At 36.5% G+C, this 25,564-nt stretch carries 19 protein-coding genes and 2 pseudogenes; 8 read left to right on the top strand and 13 right to left on the bottom strand.

Annotation, left to right across the window (positions count from 1 at the left end):
- Window positions 1–16: 16 nt before the first annotated feature.
- Window positions 17–1,057 (bottom strand): NAD(P)-dependent alcohol dehydrogenase, encoded by a 1,041-nt coding sequence (locus ON01_RS02875; protein ID WP_010529494.1) that lies wholly within the window; start codon window positions 1,055–1,057, stop codon window positions 17–19.
- A gap of 267 nt (window positions 1,058–1,324) precedes the next feature.
- Between ON01_RS02875 and ON01_RS02870 the strand changes: the two genes are divergently transcribed.
- Complete coding sequence (locus ON01_RS02870) at window positions 1,325–1,738, top strand: MerR family transcriptional regulator (protein WP_010529493.1); 414 nt, start codon at window positions 1,325–1,327, stop codon at window positions 1,736–1,738.
- A gap of 552 nt (window positions 1,739–2,290) precedes the next feature.
- On the opposite strand, the gene ON01_RS02865 is transcribed toward ON01_RS02870, so the two are convergent.
- A complete protein-coding gene (locus ON01_RS02865; protein ID WP_010529492.1) occupies window positions 2,291–3,715 on the bottom strand; it encodes an MDR family MFS transporter in 1,425 nt (474 codons plus the stop codon).
- 840 nt (window positions 3,716–4,555) lie between these two features.
- On the opposite strand from ON01_RS02865, the pseudogene ON01_RS19800 reads away from it, so the two are divergent.
- The 4 genes and pseudogenes from ON01_RS19800 to ON01_RS02845 all read left to right on the top strand — a co-directional run.
- Window positions 4,556–4,690: pseudogene (locus ON01_RS19800) on the top strand (cytochrome c biogenesis protein CcdA); the annotation flags it as partial.
- 16 nt (window positions 4,691–4,706) lie between these two features.
- Entirely contained in the window at window positions 4,707–5,297 is a 591-nt protein-coding gene (locus ON01_RS02855) for a TlpA family protein disulfide reductase (RefSeq protein ID WP_010529490.1), read from the top strand.
- A 39-nt stretch (window positions 5,298–5,336) separates the two neighbouring features.
- Complete coding sequence (locus tag ON01_RS02850; protein ID WP_010529489.1) at window positions 5,337–6,020, top strand: response regulator transcription factor; 684 nt, start codon at window positions 5,337–5,339, stop codon at window positions 6,018–6,020.
- Window positions 6,007–7,092 (top strand): sensor histidine kinase, encoded by a 1,086-nt coding sequence (locus ON01_RS02845; protein WP_010529488.1) that lies wholly within the window; start codon window positions 6,007–6,009, stop codon window positions 7,090–7,092. Before ON01_RS02850 ends, ON01_RS02845 begins: the two co-directional genes overlap by 14 nt.
- 56 nt (window positions 7,093–7,148) lie before the next feature.
- Here ON01_RS02845 and ON01_RS19795 read toward each other — a convergent pair.
- Together ON01_RS19795 and ON01_RS19140 are read right to left on the bottom strand one after the other, a co-directional pair.
- Window positions 7,149–7,288, bottom strand: a pseudogene (locus tag ON01_RS19795) (sulfite exporter TauE/SafE family protein); the annotation flags it as partial.
- An 82-nt stretch (window positions 7,289–7,370) separates the two neighbouring features.
- Window positions 7,371–7,472: a metal-sensing transcriptional repressor gene (locus ON01_RS19140; protein ID WP_010529486.1), complete on the bottom strand. Its 102-nt coding sequence runs from the start codon at window positions 7,470–7,472 to the stop codon at window positions 7,371–7,373.
- Between the two features lie 538 nt (window positions 7,473–8,010).
- Between ON01_RS19140 and ON01_RS19135 the strand changes: the two genes are divergently transcribed.
- Complete coding sequence (locus ON01_RS19135; protein ID WP_010529485.1) at window positions 8,011–9,372, top strand: LysM peptidoglycan-binding domain-containing protein; 1,362 nt, start codon at window positions 8,011–8,013, stop codon at window positions 9,370–9,372.
- A 427-nt stretch (window positions 9,373–9,799) separates the two neighbouring features.
- On the opposite strand, the gene ON01_RS02830 is transcribed toward ON01_RS19135, so the two are convergent.
- From ON01_RS02830 to ON01_RS02815, 4 genes are all read right to left on the bottom strand, one after another.
- On the bottom strand, window positions 9,800–11,629 hold the full coding sequence (locus ON01_RS02830; RefSeq protein ID WP_010529484.1) for an ATP-dependent helicase: 1,830 nt from the start codon (window positions 11,627–11,629) through the stop codon (window positions 9,800–9,802).
- On the bottom strand, window positions 11,622–13,511 hold the full coding sequence (locus tag ON01_RS02825) for an ATP-dependent nuclease (RefSeq protein ID WP_010529483.1): 1,890 nt from the start codon (window positions 13,509–13,511) through the stop codon (window positions 11,622–11,624). Before ON01_RS02825 ends, ON01_RS02830 begins: the two co-directional genes overlap by 8 nt.
- Before the next feature lie 429 nt (window positions 13,512–13,940).
- Window positions 13,941–16,136, bottom strand: coding sequence for a DEAD/DEAH box helicase family protein (locus ON01_RS02820; RefSeq protein ID WP_010529482.1), 2,196 nt, complete (start codon window positions 16,134–16,136; stop codon window positions 13,941–13,943).
- Window positions 16,137–16,142: 6 nt separating this feature from the next.
- Window positions 16,143–17,690, bottom strand: a complete 1,548-nt coding sequence (locus tag ON01_RS02815; protein WP_010529481.1) for a site-specific DNA-methyltransferase — start codon at window positions 17,688–17,690, stop codon at window positions 16,143–16,145.
- 53 nt (window positions 17,691–17,743) lie between these two features.
- On the opposite strand from ON01_RS02815, the gene ON01_RS02805 reads away from it, so the two are divergent.
- Both ON01_RS02805 and ON01_RS02800 read left to right on the top strand, forming a co-directional pair.
- A protein-coding gene (locus tag ON01_RS02805) for an IS3 family transposase (RefSeq protein ID WP_138919703.1) occupies window positions 17,744–18,863 on the top strand; the annotation gives its coding sequence in 2 pieces (ribosomal slippage) (window positions 17,744–18,012 and window positions 18,011–18,863; 1,122 coding nt in all).
- A 128-nt stretch (window positions 18,864–18,991) separates the two neighbouring features.
- On the top strand, window positions 18,992–19,339 hold the full coding sequence (locus tag ON01_RS02800; RefSeq protein WP_083838334.1) for a DNA topoisomerase: 348 nt from the start codon (window positions 18,992–18,994) through the stop codon (window positions 19,337–19,339).
- Between the two features lie 295 nt (window positions 19,340–19,634).
- Here ON01_RS02800 and ON01_RS02795 read toward each other — a convergent pair whose 3' ends face one another.
- The 5 genes from ON01_RS02795 to cidR form a co-directional block, all read right to left on the bottom strand.
- Complete coding sequence (locus tag ON01_RS02795) at window positions 19,635–21,137, bottom strand: malate:quinone oxidoreductase (RefSeq protein WP_010529479.1); 1,503 nt, start codon at window positions 21,135–21,137, stop codon at window positions 19,635–19,637.
- A 98-nt stretch (window positions 21,138–21,235) separates the two neighbouring features.
- Window positions 21,236–22,978, bottom strand: a complete 1,743-nt coding sequence (locus ON01_RS02790) for a pyruvate oxidase (RefSeq protein ID WP_010529478.1) — start codon at window positions 22,976–22,978, stop codon at window positions 21,236–21,238.
- Window positions 22,979–23,090: 112 nt separating this feature from the next.
- Window positions 23,091–23,774, bottom strand: coding sequence for an LrgB family protein (locus ON01_RS02785; RefSeq protein WP_008592735.1), 684 nt, complete (start codon window positions 23,772–23,774; stop codon window positions 23,091–23,093).
- Window positions 23,771–24,157, bottom strand: a complete 387-nt coding sequence (locus ON01_RS02780; protein WP_010529477.1) for a CidA/LrgA family protein — start codon at window positions 24,155–24,157, stop codon at window positions 23,771–23,773. Before ON01_RS02780 ends, ON01_RS02785 begins: the two co-directional genes overlap by 4 nt.
- A gap of 154 nt (window positions 24,158–24,311) precedes the next feature.
- Window positions 24,312–25,196 (bottom strand): cidABC operon transcriptional activator CidR, encoded by an 885-nt coding sequence (cidR, locus tag ON01_RS02775; RefSeq protein WP_010529476.1) that lies wholly within the window; start codon window positions 25,194–25,196, stop codon window positions 24,312–24,314.
- Between the last annotated feature and the right edge of the window lie 368 nt (window positions 25,197–25,564).

Raw genomic sequence — 25,564 nt, 5'->3', positions numbered from 1 at the left:
TAATTTATTAATCAACTCACAAGGTACTAACATCGATCACGAATCGATATTTTACATCTGAATTTAAAACCCGTTCATATGCTTCGTCAATTTGATCGGCCGAAATCACTTCAATTCTAGGTGCAATGTCATGTTCTGCACAGAAATCCAGCATTTCCTGCGTCTCACGGATGCCGCCAATCATCGAAGCTGCGAATGAGCGCCTGAGACCGCTGAGTGAGAACACACTTAATGACAATGGTTCTGCGGGCGCACCAACATTTACTATCGTACCATCCAGCGTTAACAGGGAAAGATAAGCATCCATGTCGATCTTTGCACTTACCGTGTTAATAATTAAGTCAAAGGATCCGCCAAGTTTTCCAAATGTTTCTGGATCGCTGGTTGCATAGTAGTCTTTTGCACCGAACGCCAAGCCGTCTTCCTTTTTATTCAATGTTTGTGACAGAACGGTAACTTCTGCACCCATGGCGTGTGCAATCTTAACAGCCATATGGCCAAGGCCGCCCATGCCAACAACCGCTATTTTCTTTCCGGGAGCGGCTCCCCAATGATTTAGTGGCGAATAGGTTGTAATTCCTGCACAAAGTAATGGTGCTGCAGCGGCAAGTTCAATGTTGTCAGGTATTTTCAGTACGAAATCTTCCGTTACGACAATATGGGTAGAATAGCCGCCTTGCGTATATTCGCCATACTTGTCAACGGCTGCATAGGTGTCAACTTTTCCATTTAGGCAGTATTGCTCTTCTCCTTTACGGCAGTTCTCACATTCGCCACAGGAATCAACCATACAGCCGACCCCTGCCCGGTCACCAACTTTAAACTTTGTTACCTCGGATCCAACATCTGTTACTATACCTGCAATTTCGTGTCCAGGTACAAGGGGATAGTTCACGGGTCCCCATTCGCCATGTGCAATATGGATGTCCGAATGGCAAATGCCTGCATATTTAATTTCAATCAGCACATCATGTGTATCAAGGTCCCGTCTTTCAATTTCAGCAGCTCGAAACGATTTGTCCGGACCGTCCACTGCTCGTGCTTTAGCTGTTATCATAGATAAAGCCTCCCATAATGGTATTTTTTAAATAAGGTACTTGCACCAGATATCATGAATGACTTAGGTTTACTTGTCATTCATTTCTATCTTGCAAATCATCTTATCCCCTATAGTTCACTCGAGGTCAAGTCGTTAATTTATATTTTTTTAGAAAAATACCATATCATTTTATCGACTTTGACACCTCACAAAAGCTGTGATAGAATTTTTAAAATTATAGAGTTAACTCAAGGTCTACATATTTAGGATAAGGGAGAAATGGAAATGACTTATTCGATCAGCGAAGTCGCAAGTAAATTGAATCTTACTGTATATACGTTGCGTTACTACGACAAGGAAGGACTGATGCCTTTTGTGGAACGCACAGCTGGCGGAAAAAGAGTATTTAAAGAAACCGATGTCGAATTGTTAAATGTCATTGAATGTTTGAAATCGAGTGGCATGTCGATTAAGGATATCAGGGATTTCATTGAATGGCTTTCTGAGGGGGATTCGACTTTACAGCAACGCTATGACATGTTCATCGAGCGAAAAGCTGCTGTAGAAAAACAAATGGCGGAACTACAAAAGACAATGGATCTCATTGAGCATAAATGCAATTATTACAAGATAGCACTGGATGCAGGAACAGAAGATGTTCATAAAGAAAATAAAATAGGAAGCACCGTTTTTGATTAACATAAAAATCGCCTGGGGCTCTTAAACCTGCATATGAAAACACTTTTTGATGCATTCAATTTATATCATTTTCCTTCTGTCCGGGTCATTACGCCGAAGTGCCATCTGTGTGCAGTCAGAAAACAGATCAGGGCCAAAGCGGAGCAAAATGCAACCGTTTCAAACCGTATCTGAATCAAAGTTTAATAGACGCCTCTTCATAACTATAATCGAAACATTTATAGCATTGGGGGCATGAAAATCAAAAATATCTTTTTGGACGAAAGATGCCACTTTTTCAAAGTTCGTTTCGATTATAGGGGTGAGGGAGACTGTTTATAGCCGGTCTTAAGGCGGGTTTTAGAATTGAAAACCTCATCCGAAATCTATATTTCTTACCTTACAAAAAAGGTACAAAGAGCCCTGACCAAAGGCATATTTTAATTTGGCAAAGGATCTCAAGGAATCGTATTGGTTCAATGAAAATTTACTACGTCATCTCCATTCCTTACTGACTATTTCTATTCACAGTGAAGCATACATCCTTGAAAAAATTGAGTGAAATTTAACTTTTTACCGGTTTTTTACGCTCACAGATTCGCTTGCTCCCTCCGGTGGATAGGTTTTCTTTATAAAAAATGCCAAAATGACCCCAATAATGGAAAGCACAGTGATCACTATAAAGGCGACATTCACACCATGGATCATCGGATTTGCAATCGCTGGATCTTGCGTTGCCCCTTCTCCTGTCGTGGTCATAACCGTCACAAGAATCGCCGTTCCAATCGAAGCAGAAACCTGGCGCATGGTATTATTCATCGCTGTCCCATGTGCGATTAACCGCTTCGGCAATTGATTCAATCCGGCCGTTGTCACGGGCATCATCACCATCGACAATCCAAACATCCGAATAGCATAATAGATAGTGAGATATGCAAATGAAGTAGAATCCGTTAGGGTTGCAAATGGCACTGTCGTGAGAGCCATGATGCTTAATCCCGTAATCGACAACCACTTGGCGCCAATTTTATCAAAAATACGTCCAGTGATCGGTGACATCAACCCCATGATAAGCGCCCCGGGTAAAATGGCTAGTCCCGACTCCATCGCTGTAAAGTCCCGCATATTTTGCATATAAAGCGGGAGCAATGTTTCGATTCCAATGAGACCCATAAATGCGAGCATTCCAATACCGGTCGTCAATGTGAAAATAGCATATTTAAATACCCGAAACTCAAGCATTGGATGGGCCATCCGCAGTTGCCTTATTATAAACAGAAACAAAGCAAGCACACCAATGCCTAAGGTGATAACGGTTGTGATATGTCCCCAGCCGAGATTTCCTGCACTTGTGAAACCATAAAGCAATCCACCAAAACCAAACGAAGATAGAATGATAGATAAAATATCCACTTTCGGCCGGGTCAGTTCTGTAACATTTTGCATGGCACGCGCAGCAATGGCAATAAGAAAAAGGGCAATAGGCAAAATGACAAAGAACATAACACGCCAGGAATAAGCATTGATCAACCAACCAGACAAGGTAGGTCCGATAGCTGGAGCAAATTGGATAACCAGGCCCACCAGCCCCATCGCCGCACCACGCTTATGAACCGGATAAATTAACAGAAAGACCGTTTGCATCAACGGCATCATAATCCCTGCACCCGCCGACTGAATAACCCGGCCAAGTAAAAGAACGCTAAAGTTCGGAGCAATCCCGGCAATCAATGTTCCAAAGGCAAAAATAGTCATTGCTGAAATAAAGAGCTGCCGTGTTGTAAATCGTTCAATTAAGAATGCTGTAACGGGAATCATCACGCCATTGACAAGCATAAACACGGTTGTTAGCCACTGGGCAGTATTGGCACTGACATGCATTTCGTTCATAATCGGCGGGATTGCTGTAATCATTGTCGTCTGATTTAAAATCGAAATAAATGCCCCGGTCAGTAACAAGGCAACAATTGTATTTCTATTATAAACTTGTGATGTCATTCCTACCCACCTCATTCTTTCTGTAAAAAAGATACTTTTATTATGACAAGTATTTATCATAATCCGTTTTCCATCTATTTGAAAAGTAGGAAGCACCATTTCCCGATTTTCGTCTCCCCTATATTCCGTTATCTGGCCAATTCTTGAATAATCATTTCATTTCTAAAAACACAAAAAGCCCCTTTGGATAAACATACCCAATAACAGAATATAAGGTTCCTTTCATCAAATTTTCACATTGAATCTGTATTATATATGTTAGGAAACATTGAAGTTGGAGGAAACATTTAATGGTGATAACAAGCAAATTGTTCTCAGTTAGCATAATTGTATTAAGTCTAACTATTGGATTTATTTCTTTCTATATAATGAGTAATCTGCCGAAGCAGCAAAAGAAAAAACAAGTCGAGAATTTGACTTCACAGCTTATTAATTTCATTATCTTTATTTGGCTCGGAAAAATTATATTGAATTTCTCTGTATTCATACAAGATCCTTTAGCAATATTGGCCTATCCAAGTAATTCGGATGCATTTTACCTGGCAGTATTATTTAGCGCCATAGTAATTTTGTACAAGTCTACACGGAGACAAATAGATGTGCCCGCATTCACCGAATCTTTTTTGTCAGTATTTTTAACAGCATCATTAATATATGAGTTTATTCAACTTGTTTGGAACGATAATACATACGCTTTTGGCTATTTAGTTTTATCATGTATTCTGCTAGTCTTATTTCTCGTCATACATGAGCGGATAACCACAAGTTTACTGATTATTGTCATGTTAACCGTATGGTCTTTCGGAATGATTTTAATAGCATTTACTCAGTCAATTGCACAGCCAAGTCATCATGAAAATAGGCGGGGCGATTATGATAATTATGGGATTAGTCTTGTTTTTCGGTTTCATGTCGCGCATCACAGGATTTCTGCTTGAATTGGTACAAGATACATGGTTATCAAAATTGGGATAATACGGAGGGATAATCAATGAAAAAGGCAATACTTATTGTGTTGGTAACAGTAATGTTCGGTTGGGCCGTATACGACTTTACTAGCTCATCCGATGAAACGTCTGTTGAAGAAGATACGGGCGGAAATAAGATTACGTCGCCACCGCCCGATAACGACGAAGGTGGAGCAGAGGAATCTAATGAAGTCGGACTTTCTGTTGGTCAAATAGCCCCTGACTTTGAACTGACCACACTTGAGGGGGAAACTGTACGACTGTCTGACTATAGAGGGGAGCGTGTCATTGTTAACTTTTGGGCAACCTGGTGTCCGCCATGCAGAGCGGAAATACCGGATTTCCAAAAGCTTTATAATGAAAAAGATGTTGAAATTTTAGCAGTGAATTTAACTGCAACAGAAGAGGGTGAAGAAGGGGTCAGAAACTTTGTAAATGAATTTGAGATGACCTTCCCGGTGCCAATGGACGCAAACTCTGACGTTGCAACGACTTATCAGGTTCAGGCATATCCGACTTCTTATATGATTGATTCAAATGGCCGTATACAATTCTTTGCAATGGGGGCAATGAATTATGATCTTATGGTGGAAGAGCTGTCAAAAATGGAATAAGCAATCTTTTTGTTATAGAATGACATTGAGGTGTTCGGGATGAAACAGACCATTTTAGTCGTTGAAGATGATGAGATGATCCGTCATCTAGTCAGAATAAATCTTGAAAAGAATCATTATGATGTGGTGGAAGCTGGTGACGGTCAGACAGCAAAAGATGTATTCTTAAACAGTCATCCCTGCCTGGTTATTCTTGATTTGATGCTGCCCAAATTAAGTGGGGAGGCATTTTGTGAATGGGTACGTAATCAGGAGCGGAATGAAGTGTCTGTCATTATGCTGTCAGCAAAATCCCGGGTGGATGATAAGATTGCAGGTTTAAAAATGGGGGCTGACGATTATATCACGAAACCGTTTGAACCTGATGAACTTATAGCCCATGTGGAAGCTGTTTTGCGCCGAACGGGTCAATATTGTCAAAAGATTGTCCATGACGGTTTATGTATCAAACCGCGACAAGGTGAAGTGCAGCTTTATGACAAGTCTATACCTTTGACCAAACACGAGTTTAATCTGCTCTATTATTTCATGCAGCATCCAAATGTTGTGCATGACCGTGAGCAGCTGATTGACCAGCTTTATCCATATGCTGAACATCAAGTACTCGATCGAACAATCGATGCGCATATTAAAAAGCTGCGGGAAAAAATCGAAGCAGACTCATCCAAACCAGAGCGTATTCAAACAGTCCGGGGAATGGGGTATAAATTTGCCGCTTCATAAATGGATAAAATCAGTCTTCCCTAAAGGTTTCTTATGGCAGTTATCTGCGCTGAATATAGTTATTGTTGCATCAGCTATCATATTGTCCGGTTTGGCCATTTATAATACCGCATGCTTTCTTGTAGATGCGATGGGATATTTGAATGATCAGCAGCAAAGACAGTTTAACTCTATTCTATTTAATTACTTACTGATTTTTGCCGTTACAACCATTGTGTCGGGCAGTCTGCTTCATTTTTATCTGACAAAGAAACTAACAAAACCAATCCGAAACCTGATCGAATCAGCCAAACAATTAAAAAAAGGCGAATATCCTGAACCTGTCAAAAATACAGCACAAGGAGAAGTAGGCGAGCTCACCGCCCATTTTAATGGTTTAATCAGTCAGCTCAAGGCCAATGATGAAGGCCGTCAGAAACTGGTATCGGACATATCGCATGAGCTTCGTACACCACTGACCAACTTAAATGGGTATTTACAAGCATTGGAAAACGGGGACATCAAAGGCAACACAGACTTGTATCACGCATTACATAAAGAATCAAAACGTCTCACGGATATAATCGAACAGATTGAGTTGCTAAAAGAGTGGGGTGATGTGTCTTCTCGTCCATACTCTGACCACGATGAAGCCGATATGGCAAATCTTATTGAACAATGTATTGCCATGTTCCAATGGAAACTAAAGCAAGAACATCTTAAAATTAGCGTCAAAACTGATCCCTGTACTCTTTCCCTCCATCCTGAGGGTATACAGCAAGTTATCACCAACCTGATTGAAAATGCCATTCATTATTATCAGGGTGAAGGCAGTATCAGCGTGAAAGGTAAACTTGGAGATCGCTTCTATCGTGTTTCTGTCAGCGGGCCAAGCGAAAAAATTCCCAAAGAGGAACAACACGGTATTTTCGAACGTTTTTATCGGCTCGATACTTCAAGAAGTCGTGAAACGGGCGGCAGTGGCTTGGGACTTGCTATTGCTAAGGAGATTATCGAACAGCACAATGGTAAAATCGGACTTAATACAGAGGCAAACATAAATACCTTCTGGTTTGAACTGCCTATTCCATAAAAGAAATGCTGTACAAAGCACCGCCACAAAATAGTGGCGGTGCTTGTGAATTCATTTACGGCTATAACGGCTGGAACAAACAGCACCTTTTCAGTCATGATTTACCTGCAGTTGAACCAATCGATGAAATGAATATAATAGCCATCGAGGAAGCTATCAACATCCGTGTTCGTATTTTCAGCACAAGCAGCAGCATCTTTCTTCTGGAATCCCAATAAATCCATCGTCATCGTACAGGCAGGCAATTATATTGATGTCCTGTTTCTTCTCCATTTTAATTAATTGTGGCAGTGCCATGTCATACTACTGATACGGTTAAGCCCTCTGACTTGTCCTTCAATACGTTTTACACGGTTTTTGACATCCTCTTCATATTGCATGACTGTGTTACTCCTTTCATTAATTCCACACGAGATAAAACAATTCCAATAAAAGCCGCCCATTCCTCTCCCATCTTTTATACCACTTATGAATTAATGTTTCTTCCGGCAGAGTAGGAATAAAGGTTTTGAGTATATTTATCACCAATTAGCGTAGGGGCTGTTTATGCAAAACATTATGAGACTAGCAATAACGGGTTAATACAACGGACCTAATCACCTGCGCGGAGAACAAGAAGTCACAACATCTCATGAATAACAAACATTATACAATATCAAAATTATATATTGTATAATGTTTATACTGATTTTACTCAAAATCTCTAGAACTATATCAATAATGCTTGAAAATACTCGATTTTGGACATTTTACTTTGTATGTTATGTTAATATTCTGGATGTTTAGGTGTCGAAAGGATGTGATTGAAAAGGGCATAGAAAAGATTCATATAACAATACATTGAATAAGATGGGAGCAAAGCACAAACATTCAAAGCTATTAATTACTAATCTTAAATAACAAATAGGAGGAAAAATAATGAAGAAAATGTCTTTATTGACCTTAATTTTTACACTTTTTTCTATTATGGCCATACCCCCAGAAGTAATGGCAGCACAGCCAGCAGAAGGCTTTAATCCTGCTGATAAAATGTATATAAAAGCTGACACTGAGCACTACTGGAAAGGTCGCTATTCTAACGGCCGGGTCTTCTCTGAGTACATTGCGAATGAGTTGGCTGGTGATTATGATAATTTGACAAATTATGCAGTCGGTGGAGCTTTTACTGGTGTCATGACCGGTACTAAAGGTGCTGCGGATGAACGTTCCAATTGGTCCTCTTGGCTAAAAGGATGGGGCGGCGTACAACAAACCGAAAGATTTCTAGAGGATATGAATGAAAAAGCAGATCCTGAAGCACTCTATATTATTAGCGTCGGCGGGAACGATACTTATGCCGTTGAAGAACTAGGGGCTGAACGTGCGGCAAAATTATCTAGTGACTTTGCCCTTAAAATGGTCCAGAATCTTGTAGAAGCTGGCGCCAAATATATATTGCTACCGAATCGCTTTGTAGATCAGCGTACTGATTTGACAAGTTTTAATGACATAAGAAACCAACAGGTTGTTCAAAAGATTGAAGATTATCTTGCTTTGGATACCACTCCTAACGATGTAGAGGTTATTTACGGACATAATCAGCGATTGCGTGCCAACATTGAAGAACAGGGCTTTGAAAAATTCGGATATAAAAGCATGGGCTTTTATATGATTTCCGACTGGGTACCAGCCTATGGTTATGCCTTAGTCTCTGAAGACAACAGCAATATTTTCCCTACGAACAATGCAGAAGACATCTATGGTGGTTATGGCAATTACTCAACCAACAGCAAATATTATAACCCTAAAGCAGCGGGCTGGAACCCTGATGATTTCTATACTTATGACGAATACCATTTATCCAACAGAAGCCAAAAACATATGGCTACGTATCTATTAAATTCCAACATTACGACAGACGATGGTGTTTTCGAGAAGGTCTATAACGGTGAAGTTAGTAATTTTGCTAAAGCGATTACTGATGGTACTATTCCGTCAGAATACACCACAGTCTACACTTTTGGCGATAGCAGTATTGACACCGGCAAGGCTTTAGAAATTACCACTGAGCTGGTGAAAAACCGAGGTAAACCGAAAGAATCGTCGTATACAGTAAAAGCAGGTGACAACCTATGGACCATCTCAAAAGAAAATTACTCCGGGGAACAAACCAATAAGCAGATTACAGAGGAGGTACGAGCTATATACCAAGCTAACCGAGATCAGATTCAGAACCCAAATTTAATATATCCGAATCAAACTATTAAATTGCCAACGATGAATGATTCCATGAACAGATGAATTACATGAAAGAAAGCCAATCCACCCCACCTGATTGGCTTTCTTTTTCATTTGCAATGCATATATTATGCAGACTCTGTAAAGATTTAAGTTTCAAGCCGTGAAAGCAGCAATAATCATTACATTAATGGACGCTAAAGCATGGTTACATCATGCCGCCCGTACTTGATAAGTTTATTTAGCGTTTCGTTAATACATTATTTTTATCCCTATGTATTATTAGAAACCCAAAAACACGAACTTGTCTTCGCTCATTTTCGTGTTTTCATTGAAATTTGTGAGGTTTATGTGAGGTTTTAAAACCTCACATAAACCTTTTTAATATAAGAAGATCTTCCAGTGCTTCCTTTTGTTAAGGTGGTGGTCGAATAATTCATGGATGTTGTATTAAAGTAATACATGTTAATTGAAGTATCTAAGCAAAATGTTATTCGATAGTTACATGTTCTTTGTCAAGTTCACGTAAAAAGGGAGATATACTCAACCTCTCAGCATTCTGTTCAATAGGATTATACCATTGCCTTGACGCTGCAATACATAAGTTTTTTTGTGCACGAGTAATGCCTACATAAAACAAACGTCGCTCTTCTTGAATTGAATTCTCTAACCCTCTTCCTATTTTAGGAAAGTAACCACCAGCTACCCCCGCAATAATGACGTTATCAAATTGTAATCCTTTAACTTGGTGTATTGTGCCAATAAACACTTCATTTTTGGCTAATTTTAATAAATTACTGATATCAAGCATATACTCATAATTTCTTACCAATGCTTTAGAAGATCCCTTTGATTCTTTCCATAATAGTGAACGTATATTTCTATAAAAGCTCTTTTTATTTTTGAAATCACTTTCTTTACCTTCATAAACTTTTTCGCAATCATAATCAAATACGTCTAATATATCCTCTAAATCAAATAGTTTATCTAATATTTTATTAACAGTATTCGACTGTTTCCTAGTGAAAAATATTGAGATATCCACATCCTTATATGAGTTATCTCCGTGAGTTTCAATATAATCATATATTTTTTGTACACTTTTTTCACCTATACCAGGTAGATATATAACAAAACCTGCAAGCGAATATAGACTAGGATCTTCTTTGAAAGATAATGCTGAAATAACCCACTTAACAACTTTATCATTAATTATCATATTTTGTTTTAATCTATAATATTGAATATTAGCTTCCTCTAGGGATTTTGAAACGCGAGAGATAATCTGACTACACATGTTGGCTCTTTCTCTTAGAAGAACTGCAGAATTACCTTCCCCTTCTTCAATCCAATGTAAAACCAAGCTTTTTATTTTTTTTACTTCTTCATCAACATCCTCACTCAAGTATAGTTTAATTTTTTCGCCATCATTATTGTTTGTATGCATTGGGGTTTTAGACTTTCTATTCTCATTATAACTTATTAATGAGTTAGCAACTTGGACAATATTATTTGTGGATCTATAGTTATAAGAGAGATTAAATGTTTTAGCATTAAATACATCGATAAACCTTTGAATATTTTGATCTTCCGCTCCTCTAAATTCATAAATAACCTGATCTTCATCAGCTACAGAAAGTACGTTAGATCCTTTCCCAATTAAAGAAAGCAGTTCGAACTGTACTTGATCAGTGTCCTGAAATTCGTCCACTAAAATAAATGGATATGCGTTTTGGAAAATTCTCCTTAACCATTCTTTGTTTTTCAATAAATCAATACATTTTGATATTAAATCAGAATAATTTATGTAACCGTTATCAACTTTATGTTGTAAATAAATATCTAAAGCTTTTCCATACCCAGGTGCGTGTTTTTGTACAAAGCGTTCTTTTTCTTCCTCTTCGTAAATCGAAACGTATTTTTGATAGAATAAATTAAATGAATAGGCTTCATAATATGTCTCTAAATCCTTGATTATTGTTTTGTTCTCATCAGGTGGAAATAATACTAAGGAACTTGGTAAACCAATTAAAGGACCATAAGTACTTAAAATCCTATGTCCTAGCCCATGATAAGTAAAAACTTCAATAAAACTTGGATCATCAATGTCAGCCATCTCTATCCGTGTTTGTAATTCTAAAGAAGCCTTTTTATTAAATGTTAAAACTAATACTTTTTGACCGTAAGGGTCAAGTCTTCCTTCCTGTTCAAACTTTTCAAGTTTTCTAATTAGTAATTTAGTTTTTCCTGTTCCGGGACCAGCTGAAACCATTGCTGAAGACTCCCAATCAAGGATTTCTTGAATTTTCAAGTCATTCATTGATATTCTCCTGTTCCTGCTTAAGGCGATTCTTAGATATATAAATACAAGTTCTTATTACCCTAGCAAAATCATCTGGAATATCAGCTCCACTTAAATTAGAGGCAACTACTTTACCTGTAATTGCTGATTTTTCCTTTTTCAAGGTTTCTTTAATCGCAGCTCGAAACCATGTCATTACATAAGACGGGTCTATACCTTTAATATGTTCTTTAACTTCTACAAGATCATATATATTAATGTTTTCCTGTGATGATACCTGTCTTATAAAACTAGTGTCTTCTCCAAAACTTAAGACTTTGTTTAATTTCACCAGCTGTCCACAGAAAAGCTTTTTTATTTCTAGATCGTCTAATATTCTTAACAAATTTATAATAGGAGCTTTTTTAGTTAGAACCCCTTCAAAATCACCCCACTCTGGTTCCCTGGGAAATTGAATTAATTCGTCAACCATTCCTTTTAAAGTATCTATTTCGCCTTCATCCCTATCAAATTCGGAGTTATTTTTATCAGCATCAAAATCTATCAAAGCTACAGTTGGTAATGAAAAATATTTTACAAGGCGATTAAATTCTTTTATTTTAGTTTTTCCTCCACAATTTAAAACAGTAACCCCATATTTATCAAATGAAAAACTAGAGTTTTCTGTATCCAATTTATAAGATAACTCATTTAGAGCCCCTTCTTCAGTTTCACCCTCTACCAAACATACTACATTTGAAAAAAATGCCTCTCCATTTATAGCATTCACTCTCTTGCTAAACCATTCTAGCTCCTTTGGTGTAGCATCTTGATTAAATTGAGATACTGTTGTACTACCACTAAATGACTTTCTCAAAATAATAATATCCCTAGGGTTTGTATTCAACATGAAAGAAGGGGAATGTGTAGCTATAAGTATCTGGTTATCTACAGATAAATGCTTAAAATCTCTAGCCAATGCTCGCTGTGAATGAGGTGGAAGAAACAATTCTGGTTCTTCTAATGCTAAAATCGTATTCCCTTTTATTGCAGATGTTGCAAAGCTCTTAAAAATTGCAAGTACAATGGCATTTTGATATCCTAAGCCCTGTTTGGTAAGAGCTTCGAAATCTGATTTAAAAGCTTCAAATATATATATTTCGAGATTACTTAAAAGCTTATCTGATTCTAAATTCAAAAGATTAAAACGTATATTGTGCTCTTCCTCTTCCTCTTCCTCTTCCTCTTCCTCTCCCTCATTGTTCACAGGATAATCTATAACATGCTTTGAATTTTTTTCTATTAATTTAGAAACCTCCTTTAATTCATCAGAAAGTATATCTGAAGCTTTTTCAATTAATTTTTGAATTGATTCCTTGGCTTTACTATCTATATCTATAGTGCCTACCAAACGATTAAGAAAAGTATTTCTTCCCATTTTTAATTCTGTTCTATTGTCTTTTTGGGCTCCCCTATATATAAAAGGAAATAGTTTCCTTTGTTTTTCGCTGAGACGGATTTCTTCATCTTCTGCCATGATGAATATTTTTTTTGAAAAACTCTCAGTTGATGTATCATATTTACACATATACCTTAAATGAATTTGTATACCTTCCTCTTCTGGCTGAGATTCTTCAAGTTCAATTCGTTTAAGGTAAAATTTAAACTCGCTTAAATGTGCCTCACTTAAATAATCAAATACCATATCTACTACTAATGATTCGTCTAAATTCCTGAAGTCACTGACTTCAAAATCACTATAATAAAGACTTTTAAAGGGATTTAAAATTTTATCTAGTAGAGAAAAAACACTAGTTTTACCCGAATTATTGGCACCAACCATGACACCATAATCAGAAAAGTTAATTGTGACATTCTCAAATGTTCTATAATTTTGGATACTCACAGATTTTAATCTCATTATGAATGCTCCTTTTTACTAATAAATATTAAAGTTTCATTAAAAGGTTAATAAAATAGCTTTTTGTATTTACTATAAAATGTTTATGGCAGAATAAAACTCCCATAAGTTTTAGTGAACCAATTAGAGGCTTTTTGGATTCAGACATATATAAGAGCCAAATCCTTTATCTATAATGGGTTTATGACAGCTCTTACATCATGCCATTCATGTACTTCCAGCCCCGTAATCATCAGCATTGTCCTTTTCTGGGTGATACTGCAATCGCTTCTATAATTAGAACATATGTACTTCCAGATGCTGGTTTTGAAATGTGTAATGTGTAACGATCAATATGCACTTTAGAGCAGTTAAAACTATTTTACGAACTTAAGATTAACTTTCAAGTATATCTTTAGCTAATTAGCGTTTTTCATATCTTCCAATGTATCAAGAGTGTTTTTCCAAGGCTTCATCTAACAACATCCATTCTTCACTTGAGATATCGTCATGGTAACTGTCCATACAAATAAATAACTCATTATTACTTTTGTCTTTTCTTACAAAACCACCTTTTAAATCATGTTTATTCAAATATCTCTTCAAAATTTCAAATTTTTTAGGAGAAAACTGATCTATATCTTCCGATTCACCACTTCTATTAAATCCACCTTTGGTTTCTATTACCCACATTTCTCCGTTTGATGAAATAACATAATCAGGGTAAAACGTCCTTTGGTTTCCAGAGTTATCTAAATACACAATGGAAAAATACTCATTTCCTTTATCCCCATTTTTATAAATCCAGTCAACATTATTTGAATCCTCACAGTACTTTTCGAACGATTTTTCTGAATCTGATCGGAATTCAGCTGAAGATAAGTAACCTTTATAAACATTACTTTCATATTCTTGCTGTAACCTATTGCTCCCATCATAAGTAAATAGAATTTCTCTTGGTAGACGAAACTCTTTCTCAGCAATCGTTGGTAAAGAAAGGTGGTTTTGATATTCCGGACTTGACATAGCAATGCGAAAATCCTCTTTTAATTTGTTAAAGTTATTTATAACAAAAGCGTAAACATCCCTAGTATCTAAGTTCAGTATTTTATGTTGATAATTCACATTTTTATCGAACAGTCGTCGTATAATAGTATTCATATGCTCGTAAGGTAAACTCAATTTAACCCCCAAAGACCCTACTCTATTATGATACTCTCGCCCATGCTTGTGTGTATTTAGTTGTTCAATCATATCCACACTATCCAATTTTTCAAATTCCTTTGCTGTTAAAGTATGTACTTCTCCGGTATACGTTTTTTTAACAATATTATTTGAAAAGGCGTATCCCCGTGTCCGTAATCGAGTTTGGTTTTCTTGTTTTCTAGTAGATGCTCCATATGCCTTTTGATAATAAAGAGCCATTGTGTCAAGAGCTTGTTTAGGGTCTGTTGAAATTCCCAGAACCGACTTTTGTTCACTCGTCAAACTCACTTTCCGATAATCCTTTTTCAAAAATAGTCTAACTGCATCTAACGCACCTTTTCCAAAATGGAACTTAACACCTTCTGTGAATTTTTCATCGAAAGTATATAGGTAACAGGAATCTAAAATATCACTACCATAATGCTTTAATTCAGGCATTCTTCTTATTCTTCCTATAGTTTGTATTTCAAATGTCTCACTAGTATTTTCTCTTAACTTTACTAATATCTGCGATCTAGGACAGTCCCAGCCAGTTGCTATTGCTTGCTTAATAATTACTATAATAGGTTGAGCATCAAGCCTTTCGATGTTTTCAAGATTTTGTTTCCGTTCACTTAACCAAACACCTAGCAAACCATTTTCGTAGGTTATATCTTTTGTTGATAAGTATCGTTCTACTTCACCCTGCATCCATTCGCTATTATTTGGAAGTTGAACAATGATCAGGGGATTAACTATAGACCCTTCTTCTTGAAGAGCAGATTTTAGTTCTTTTTGTTTGTCTAACGCCCTATCAAGAAGATAATTAACTTGACTATCTATGTTAACTGAACGACCAAAACCTTCATTGATTATAAGCATTTTCTTTATTAAGCCTTCTGCAATTACATCCTCTTCACTAACTTCAACAACCGTTGATTTAGTAGTTTTATTTGGAGTAGCAGAGGTACGGATAATCTTCTTAGGATTAAACAGTTCTAAAATATCATTAGCTTTTACGGTGTTGTTTTGATGTGACTCATCAACAATTATTATAAATTCAAGGCCATCACTATGTGCTCGATTTATATGTTCTTGAAAGTTCGCTTTTTCACCTTCTCTTAATGCTGTATTACCTGTTTTGGTTAATTTTTCCCAATTAATAAAGCAAGAATCATTCTCTTTAAATCCATCTGCCATTACATCACTCAAAAGCTTAGTTTGACTGTTAGGAATATACTTATCCATTTTCTCTTTACTTTGTTCTTCAAGATTGCCTCGACCTGGAGTTAGCCATACAAAGACATTTCCAAAATTACCCTTTCCAAATTCGCTCATAAAGTGTGAAAGCATTATCGTCTTGCCAGATCCAGTCGGACTCTTAAAAATAACTTCTTTGCTTTCATCTTCTATACTTTCCATCAATTCACCAACTGCCTTAAGTTGAAAACTAACCAACATTCTCTCTTACCCCCAGTTATCCTTATAATAATAGTCTGGAATTATGTTTACCGCAACATCATTTTGCTTTAAGATATCTTCTTGCTCACGATCTGGTAAAACATCATTTCCAAGGTAAATTGTTTTAGTTAATTTTAATAATTCACTTTCCTTAATAAATTCATCTAATTCTTTATCTGTTAAGATAATAGAATTTTCCTTATCATCACTGAAATTTATAGCATTCTCTAACTCTACCAATTCGCGAATACTATTAAGAAGTTCATGCGCGTATTCATAGTAAAACCTATTCCTGACTGGGAGGAAATTTACCTCAAAGTATTTAAGACTCATGTTGTATTTATTGATTTCATTCACTTTCTTTAATCTTTCATAAGTAACCTCTTTACAAATATTGTTCTGGTTATTTGTACAAAGAATAAAATTCCTTCCCCCTTCATCAGTTTTATTTAATTCCATAACTGCTTGTCCAGTAGTACCTGAGCCGGCAAAGAAATCTAAAATTGTGCTGTTTGGGTTAGAGGTTGCTCTTAACACTTCTATGATGAATTCTAGAGGTTTTGGATAAGTAAATCGTTTGTCTCCAAATATTTCTTTTAAGTAATTTGTTCCCCTGTTAGTAAAGAAGTCTTTTTCTAACCATATTGTAGGAATACCAGATCCAACTGTTTTATTTTCTCCGAATATCAATGTAGGTGCCTCTTTTTCAGTTCCTATAACTTCTAATGAACCGTTCTCAATTTTGTTAATTACACCATCGGGTAAATATTGAACACTGAATTTATTAGGATGTTTTTTTACTCTATTTTTACTAACTTTAATATATCCTTTTTGCCAATCTTCCATTAGGCGATCAGAAATTAGCCTCCATACACATTCCGCACCTTTACTACTGACCGGCCATAAAGCTACTGTTCCAGGAGGAGCTTCACTGTAATCGAAGGAAAAATCTTTTAATTCCTCAGTAAAACTACCATTTTTCACTCTTTCTGCAAGAGAAAGGCCGGTTCCTACTATGTTATGTGTTTGTTCATCTATAAATATGGGATATGTTTGATTTGGTCGTTGGGTTTTATCAAAAGTGCTTAATGTTAATCCTTCAAAAGGGCTCCTATCATTTCCTCCTGCAAATTTAACGGGATTTGGTTCAAAATCTACTGGAGTGACAAAAATCAGATACTCTTGAAGATAATTAAACCCTCCTGAAGGTTTCCCACCAGAAGTCTGAACAGTTACACTTACTACTTGTTTATCTCTAAAAACTTCTTCACACAAAAGTACTAAATTATGTACCTCTTGATATCCAATACTTATAACCATTACGCCATCTTTCGAAATTAAGTTATTAGCTATTTTTAGTCGTCTTTCCATAAATGAGATCCATTTACTATGCTTAAAACCATCATCTTTATCAACTATATCATCATCATAAGTAAAATCCTTATTACCTGTATTGTATGGTGGATCTATATAAATTAAGTCTATTTTTTCACGATGAGTTTTTTTTAATATTTCTAAAGAAGCTAGGTTATCGCCCTCAATTAAGAAATTCATTATAATGGACCCAAGATTTTAGACACGAAAAAAGGAGATGTTAAGGTAGGTATATGAAACGCAAAAGATATACACCAGAATTCAAATCACAAATCGTGTTGGAAATCTTGAAGGAAGAAAAACCAATGAGCCAAATTGCTTCGGAAAACGGAATCCATGTGAACCAACTTCATAAGTGGAAAACACAATTCCTGCAAGAAATGCCGAAGCTCTTTAACAAGCAGAATGAGGACCAGGAAAAAATGAAAGCCGACTATGAAGAAAAGCTTGAAAATCTCTATGCAGAAGTCGGAAAGTTAACCACGCAATTGTCGTGGATCAAAAAAAAATCTGGCATATACCACGACTAGACGGGAACGGATGGAGATGGTGGACTGGGTAGATCCGGAACTGCCTATCTCCCAGCAGGCTAAACTACTCGGAATCAATCGTTCAAGCCTTTACTATAAGCCTGTTCAACCGTCACCGGAAGAGGTTGCCATGAAACATTGGATTGATGAGATTTATACCAAATATCCGTATTTTGGTTCACGCAGGATTGCTGAAATACTAAAGAAAAAAGGAGTGAATATCAACCGTAAAAGAGTGCGGCGTCACATGCGTGAAATGGGTATACAAGCCATTTATCCGGGTCCTAATTTGAGTAAACGCAATCTACAGCACCGTATTTATCCATATCTGCTGAAAGGAGTGAATATTACTCGGCCCAACCAGGTTTGGAGCATTGATATTACATACATTCGCTTGCATAATAGCTGGATGTATCTAACGGCCATTATCGACTGGTATTCCCGTTACATTATCAGTTGGGAACTGGATCAGACGTTGGCAATTGACTTTGTCCTGGATGCCGTACAACACGCATTCACGCACGGTACACCTGAAATATTTAACAGTGATCAAGGCAGTCATTTTACCAGCCCAAAATACATTAATCTTTTAAAAGAGCATCCATCCGTACAAATTAGTATGGACTCAAGGGGGCGGGCATTGGATAATATCATGATTGAACGCTTTTGGAGAAGCCTTAAGTACGAAGAAGTCTATTTAAAGGACTATGGGTCACCAAGAGCGGCAAGAAGCAATATAAGGGATTATATGAACCTTTATAATCATGAACGGCCTCATCAATCATTAGATTATCAAACACCGGCATCTATTTATTTCGGGTAGCCCGTACCGTTATCCTTTCCATCTTGGGCAATTATCTTTCCTGTGCCAGAACCTGTCAAGGGAAAATACGCCCTTGACAGAACCTGACACAAGAAAGAGCTAGTTAGTAAGATGGGAAAGGGAAAACAATGATAACTCACCCCCCACCTTATTTTTATAAAATATGTGTCTTGACAATGGGGTCCACCTTAGTTTACCTAATTTATCAGCGTCAAAAAGAGATTGAAAACTTTGTTTCTAAACCTTTTTATGAGGTTGAAGCGACATTTTCATCCGAAAAGGGAAGTTATAAAGGCAAAGCGAACGTCAAAGATGATTCAAAAGAAACGGTGCAAGAAATATTGGATAAACACAATATTCAAGGGCATGAGCAAGGTGTTGTTGCATCTGTTGAAACAGAGCAAAAAGATAAAGAAGCTGAACCAATTAATAACCCATTTGCAGATTTATTAAAAGGAACGAAGTTTGATAAATAAAGTGAGGTCAGATGGTTTATGAAATATCTGATATAATTAAGTTGGCAAAGTAGTAGTGTGGCAGTTCCAAATCCGAACCAGTTCGTGGAATAGATTCTTTCAGCTAGTTAAGGAACAATGGTAAATGCTCGCATAATTAGAATGAAAGGTGCATATAAACTAAGCTACGTTGGCACAGTAAAGGAATCCAGGGAAATAACAGGACTTTCCCAGCAGAAAAAGTAAGAAAGCATAAATCTGTCAAAAAGGCAAATTGTGCTTTCTTTTACATACAAGTTTTTCAATTATACAGTGGTTACTTTTCATTCTTCTTATCCACTAAACCAAGTGTTAGTGAGCTTGAAGCATAAACCGCATGAAGTAGTTCTGGATTCTCCGCCAGTGACTCACCGTAAGAAGGAATCATTTCTTTAATTTTCGGCTCCCACTCTTTTAAATATTGTGGGAAACATTTTTTGATGGCATCCAACATAATCGAAACGGAAGTCGATGCACCTGGCGAAGCGCCCAACAATGCAGCCATTGAACCGTCTTTTGAATGGATCACTTCCGTACCAAATTGAACTGTACCTTTGCCATCAGCCTCCGTATCCTTAATCACCTGTACGCGTTGTCCAGCTACCACGAGATCCCAGTCTTCACTTTTAGCATTCGGAACAAAATCTCGCAACGCTTCAATACGTTGTTCTTTTGACAACATCAGCTGTTGGACGAGATATTTGGTCAATGGAATATTCTTAGCGCCTGCTGCCAGCATGGTGATGACATTATTTGGTTTAATAGAGCCCAATAAATCCATATATGAGCCGGTCTTTAGAAATTTAGGCGAAAAACCAGCAAACGGTCCGAATAGTAATGTTTTTTTGCCTTGGATGTATCGTCGATCAATATGCGGCACAGTCATAGGCGGAGTGCCCACAGGTTCTTTGCCGTATACTTTTACATGATGTTGATCTACAACCTCCGGATTGCTACAAACCAAGAATTCACCACTTATCGGGAATCCGCCGATATGCTTGCTTTCGGGAATCTCCGTTTTTTGCAGTAAAGGTAAGGCACCTCCACCAGCGCCGATAAAAACGAAATTCGCAGTATGGTATTCAAGCATATCGTCTTCGAAATTGTGCACTTTCACTTCCCATGACCCGTTTTCCATACGTTTGATATCATCTACTGAATGATTATAATGGATATCCACATTATTTTGATTCTCTAAGTTGTCGAACAATTTGCGTGTCAGTGCTCCAAAATTAACATCTGTTCCAGAAGCGACTTTTGTTGCTGCTATATACTCTTCTGGTGCACGGCCTTCCATTATCAAAGGAATCCATTCTTTTATTCTTTCTGGGTCGTCAGAAAACTCCATCTCTTGAAACAATGGATGGTTGGAAAGTGCTTCAAATCGTTTCTCTAAAAGTTTTACATTATCTTCCCCATGGACAAAACTCATATGGGGCAATGGCTGAATAAACTCCTGTGGATTACGAATTACATTTCCATCCACCAGATGAGACCAAAATTGCTTTGAAACCTGGAATTGTTCATTAATTTCGACCGCCTTGCTTATATCCATAGATCCATCCTGTTTTTCGGTCGTATAGTTCAGTTCACATAGGGCTGCGTGTCCTGTACCCGCATTATTCCATTCATTGGAACTTTCTTTTCCTGCCTTGTCGAGCTTCTCAAACATTGTAATATGCCAGTCCGGTTCTAATTTTTTCAGAAGTGTTCCCAAAGTTGCACTCATGATTCCAGCACCAACTAGGATTACTTCTGTTGTATTTTGTCTGTTGTTCATTGTTCTCATCCTTCTTATATGATTAACTGATAAATATAGTCTGCCATTTAATGCATTAGAATATTACATACCATCTTAATGATACTAGCTTTTTATTATTATAAGAAACGTTTAATCGCTGTAGATATTGGGGGTATTTCGTCAAAGTCTAATTTCTTATCCTCTGTTACCGAACGATAAGCCCATTTAGCATAGTTCTTCGCTTCTTCAGGTACGATTTTACCTGGTAATGGCGCAGCATTTGGATCAACGTATACATTAACGACGGTTGGTTTCGTTTGTTGCATTGCAGTTTGGACGACTGTATCAATATCTTTAGGATCTTTTAATGTATATCCTATACCACCACAGCTCTCAGCGAATTTGGCGAGATCTATATCACTAAAGTCAATCCCATATTCTAATTCTCCGGCGGCTTGCTGTTCATATTTAATAAAAGATAACTGTTGATTATTTAATACGAATATGGTTATAGGCAATTGATATTGTACAGCTGTTGCGAAATCTTGCATGACCATTTCAAAGGCACCATCACCAGTGATTCCGACAACTTGACGATTGGGATAAGCAATTTTCCCAGCGATAGCCCCAGGTAATGCACATCCCATGGTTCCTAACCAACTGGATAAAAAGAATTTATTATCCACTCCAATGTTTAAATAACGTGTCGACCATACTGTTGAGGTTCCTACATCTATAGAGAATATTGTTTTATCATTAGTTGTTTTATTAATCGCGTCCATTAACCGTTCTGGACGAATGGGACTATCGTTACTTTCCCTGTCTTTTTTCATCCATCCATCCCATTTTTCTTTATTTTTTAGCATTTCTTGTAAAAATGGGCGTTCCTCAATTGGTTTGATCGTTTCATTTAAAGCAGTTAATGCTAATTTACTATCACCAATGACACCGACGTCAACATTGAAACGGTGACCAATAAGATCAGGGTCGTTATCAATTTGAATACAGTTAATATCCTTCTCAGGTAGATAATAGACGTACGGATAATTGGTTCCTGCAAGAATGAGCAAGTCAGCATCTTGCATGGCTTGATAGGAAGGTTTTGTGCCTATCTTACCAAGGTTTCCTAGATTATAAGGATGATCATCCGGTAAAATTCCCTTCGAAGGCAAGGTAATAATCGATGGGATTTTTGCTTTTTCAATAAATATGCGTAATTCTTTTTTTGCATGTTTGGTACCTAAACCAATTAACATAACAGGTTTTTTACTATTTTCAATCAGTTTTGCTGCATCTTGAATAGACTCAACTGATGGTTTCTTTGGTGCAGGTGGCTCCTTATCTATTTTTTTATCTGTATGGTCGTCAATTTTTTGAGTTAATAAATCATTTGGTAATACAAGCACAGCTACACCCTTTTTGGCATATGCAGTACGAATTGCTTCATTTACTGTTTCAAAGATAGTTTCCGGTTCCTTAATCTGTTTATTATAGACAGCAACATCTTTGAACAATTCCGTAAGATTTGTTTCTTGAAATGCTTTTGTACCGAGAACATCACTGTCAGATTGACCAGCTAATATTAATTGAGGGATGTTGTCCAGTTTTGCATCATACATTCCATTTATTAAGTGGATAGCTCCAGGGCCCCCGATACTTAATGCCACACCGATTTTACCAGTCAGTTTTGTGAAACTGGAGGCGGCCAGACTTGCTACTTCTTCATGTCTAACATGATAAAAATCAATTTCATCTTCTACAACTTTTAATCCATCAACGACCGCATCAATGGAATCTCCTGGAATTCCGTATACATGATCAATATCCCATGCTTTCAAGGCTGAGATTAATGCGTGATTTGCTTTGATTTTTTTAGGCATACATACATTTACTCCTTTATTTTTCTTGATTTAGTGTGCCAATTTGCGTATTCAATTATGCATCAAGGGATTAACGTGCACTACCGTTATTTAAAATTACTTCAACAAGGAATTAATAGAATAATGTGATGATAAAAGGCAAAAATATTGAGCTTAAAACGGCAGTGAGTATCATACCAATTGAACTAAAAGCACCAGACTCTAAATCCAGTTCAAGTGCTTTTGCGGTACCAAAGGCGTGGGATGCATTACCATAAGTTAATCCTTTGGCAATTGAGCTTTGGAAGTTACCTATCTTTATTAAAGAAGAACCTAATATGCTCCCTATTAATCCGGTTGCTATAATAAAGATAATGCTAAGTGTTTCTAATCCTCCCATTTGGTGGGATACTTGAATTCCAACTGCTGTCGTAATGGAACGCGGCAGCAATGTAACAATCATTTGTTTTGAAAATCCAAATAAATTCATAACGAAATAGATAATGATAAAATTAAGTAAAATACCAAATACCACACTGGTCATTATGACTTTAAGATTACGCATTATCATATGTCGATATTTATATAATGGGTAAGCTAGACATACAACGGTACAGTCTAAAAATTTGGAAATCCATTGGCCGCCAATCATATAATCTTTATAATCAAGGCCGCATATAATTAAAATGAAGATGATTGCCAGTGATGCAATCAGTGCCGGGTTCAGTATGGAATAGTTGAATTTGTTCTGGATATAGCGTGCAATGACATACATACATATTGTTAAAATAACCATCATAAAGCCCGTTAAAATCATGGTGAATCATGCTTTTCGTTAGGTGTCCATTTTTGCACCATTTTTTCGGCCAAATAACCAGATGCTAACGCAACAATACATGTACCTAATATGATTAAAGCGATAAATATTAAGTAATTAAGGTTGATTTGTTCAATGATGTTCATACCTCCAACTATAGAGGGAATGAAAAAGAGAACCATTGTACCTAATAATATATTAGCCCCTTCTTGAACCCATCTTTCAGGTATCACTTTGAATTGAAGTAATAAAAAGAAAGTCGCTAACCCTACAATACTTCCGGCAATTGGTATGTGTAACACACTTTGTATCTTATTACCTAACGCGGTGATTAAAAATATTATGGAAATCTGTGACAGAATTCTAAAAAACTTAAATAACATTCGGCTTCATTCCTTATTGTCTTTTGCTTCTAAAAAATCCTTAATTCTTCCTCCCTCGTTTTGTTTACATACTCATTATAAGACGGAACATGTTATTACAAAAATAGTGGTTTGTCATAATAGATATTACGTTTATCTATGTAAGCGATATCTTCTATTTTGAATCCAGCTGTTTTTGCATAAAGTGAAGCCATTCTTTAGTGACAAAATTCATGTATTTATTGTTTTTCCATATCACACCAAGTTGCCATACAATAGATGGCGACTCGATACTAACGCTTCGAACATCGTCACTTAGCATTTCAATAATACTTTTAGGAAGGATACCAATACCAATTTGTGCAATAATCATTTGTTCAATAGAATTCCACTGAGAAATTTTCGAAACAATATGAGGTATAAAGCCCGCGCGTTTACAAGAGTCAGTTATTATGTCGTTCAGATAAAAATTTTCGTTAAATAATATAAAGCCTTCATTTTCTAGTTGTATTAAAGACACTTTTTCTTTATCTGCTAAAGGGTGATTTTTATTTACAACAAGTTTTAATTCTTCTTCGTAAAATGGAAAGGATTGAAAAAGACGATCATCAACAGGTAAAGCAGTAATTCCAACATCGAGTTCATCAATTTGAATACTTTGCTCTATTGTTTTTCCACCATTTTCGATAAGCTCATAAGTGATATTGGGATAGCAATTATGAAAATCGGCTAAAATTTTTATGAGTTTCTTAACATTCATAATTGGAGAAAGACCAATTTTGAGATGTCCAGTTTTAACCCCAAGTAAATTATCCATCACAACTGGTAAGTCTTTGTATAAATTTACAATTTCATTACATTGTTCAAAAAAGATTTTACCTGCATCTGTTAGTTTTAAACTTTTTTTGCTTCGATCAAATAAAATTAATTGCAATTCATCCTCTAAGTTTTTAATCGTTTTACTGATAGTAGGTTGGGCGATAAATAGTTTTTCCGATGCTTTAGTCATACTTCCTTGTTTTACAACTTCAACAAAATAGACCATGTGTTGTATATCCATATTATTCCTCCTGTGTTTCAGATGCTTAATGAAGATATTATCATAAAGTAAACAGGTTATGAATGGCATGGTAAATCCCTATAATTTAGGTCATCTAAATTAGTGGCGCTAGGAGACTTCCAATTTTACACTCTGGTGATACGATAGTGATTTAGCGATTAGTGAAGCCTTGGGTTACAATTAGAGTATTCAACCGATGTTATTGGGGAAGTCCTTGATGAATAAGCGTAACAAAATGATCTATGAGGCAACTTTGGCTTCAACTGATGAAATAATTTGTGGACGTAACTTGTTTGCCAAGTAATACTCATAATTCCATAAACAGTCGATTGTAATATGATGAAATTATAAGGTGGACCCCATTGTCA

It is taken from the genome of Lentibacillus jeotgali, assembly GCF_000224785.1.
Taxonomy (GTDB): Bacteria; Bacillota; Bacilli; order Bacillales; family Amphibacillaceae; genus Lentibacillus; species Lentibacillus jeotgali.
This window is presented reverse-complemented; position numbering and strand designations above follow the sequence as displayed.

Coding starts and splice junctions, on each gene's coding strand:
- ON01_RS02875 (WP_010529494.1), bottom strand. CDS start 1,057: ATGATAACAGCTAAAGCACGAGCAGTGGACGGTCCGGACAAATCGTTT.
- ON01_RS02870 (WP_010529493.1), top strand. CDS start 1,325: ATGACTTATTCGATCAGCGAAGTCGCAAGTAAATTGAATCTTACTGTA.
- ON01_RS02865 (WP_010529492.1), bottom strand. CDS start 3,715: ATGACATCACAAGTTTATAATAGAAATACAATTGTTGCCTTGTTACTG.
- ON01_RS02855 (WP_010529490.1), top strand. CDS start 4,707: ATGAAAAAGGCAATACTTATTGTGTTGGTAACAGTAATGTTCGGTTGG.
- ON01_RS02850 (WP_010529489.1), top strand. CDS start 5,337: ATGAAACAGACCATTTTAGTCGTTGAAGATGATGAGATGATCCGTCAT.
- ON01_RS19140 (WP_010529486.1), bottom strand. CDS start 7,472: ATGCAATATGAAGAGGATGTCAAAAACCGTGTAAAACGTATTGAAGGA.
- ON01_RS19135 (WP_010529485.1), top strand. CDS start 8,011: ATGAAGAAAATGTCTTTATTGACCTTAATTTTTACACTTTTTTCTATT.
- ON01_RS02830 (WP_010529484.1), bottom strand. CDS start 11,629: ATGAATGACTTGAAAATTCAAGAAATCCTTGATTGGGAGTCTTCAGCA.
- ON01_RS02825 (WP_010529483.1), bottom strand. CDS start 13,511: ATGAGATTAAAATCTGTGAGTATCCAAAATTATAGAACATTTGAGAAT.
- ON01_RS02820 (WP_010529482.1), bottom strand. CDS start 16,136: ATGTTGGTTAGTTTTCAACTTAAGGCAGTTGGTGAATTGATGGAAAGT.
- ON01_RS02815 (WP_010529481.1), bottom strand. CDS start 17,690: ATGAATTTCTTAATTGAGGGCGATAACCTAGCTTCTTTAGAAATATTA.
- ON01_RS02800 (WP_083838334.1), top strand. CDS start 18,992: ATGATAACTCACCCCCCACCTTATTTTTATAAAATATGTGTCTTGACA.
- ON01_RS02795 (WP_010529479.1), bottom strand. CDS start 21,137: ATGAACAACAGACAAAATACAACAGAAGTAATCCTAGTTGGTGCTGGA.
- ON01_RS02790 (WP_010529478.1), bottom strand. CDS start 22,978: ATGCCTAAAAAAATCAAAGCAAATCACGCATTAATCTCAGCCTTGAAA.
- ON01_RS02785 (WP_008592735.1), bottom strand. CDS start 23,774: ATGATTTTAACGGGCTTTATGATGGTTATTTTAACAATATGTATGTAT.
- ON01_RS02780 (WP_010529477.1), bottom strand. CDS start 24,157: ATGTTATTTAAGTTTTTTAGAATTCTGTCACAGATTTCCATAATATTT.
- cidR (WP_010529476.1), bottom strand. CDS start 25,196: ATGGATATACAACACATGGTCTATTTTGTTGAAGTTGTAAAACAAGGA.